Origin of the sequence: Psychrobacter sp. TB20-MNA-CIBAN-0197 (genome assembly GCF_040309765.1) — a bacterium.
GTDB classification, from domain to species: Bacteria; Pseudomonadota; Gammaproteobacteria; order Pseudomonadales; family Moraxellaceae; genus Psychrobacter; species Psychrobacter submarinus.
In genome coordinates this window covers 1-278 of the sequence record NZ_JBEOPC010000463.1, presented here as the reverse complement: position 1 = coordinate 278, position 278 = coordinate 1, and the positions used below count along the sequence as shown (strand labels likewise).

Here is a 278-nt window from a genome sequence, read left to right as displayed (position 1 = left end):
TAACAAAGGTGTATTTAAAAAAGAGCGACTTACGCTTAAATTTGGCCGTGTGCAAAACGTTAATATTGCCGAGCCGTTTTATTTTACCCCCGTAAACTTAGTTAATTGTATTTTTGATGCCGCTGGCAGTGTGTCGCAAGAAGTTGTTTTACCTGGTGTTACTAAAGTTTATGCACAGCAAATGCGTAAACAAATATTTGATTTTAAAGCGCAGCAACAGCAAGAAGCACCAAATACTGAACAAAGCGAAACAGACACTATCGAAAACAGCCTAAGCA

Annotated in this window: 1 protein-coding gene; it reads left to right on the top strand. The window is 38.1% G+C overall.

All coding sequences use genetic code 11. From position 1 onward, the window contains the following. Positions 1–278: PH domain-containing protein (locus AAEY83_RS14505; protein WP_351059954.1), on the top strand; the 278-nt coding region annotated here is incomplete at both ends.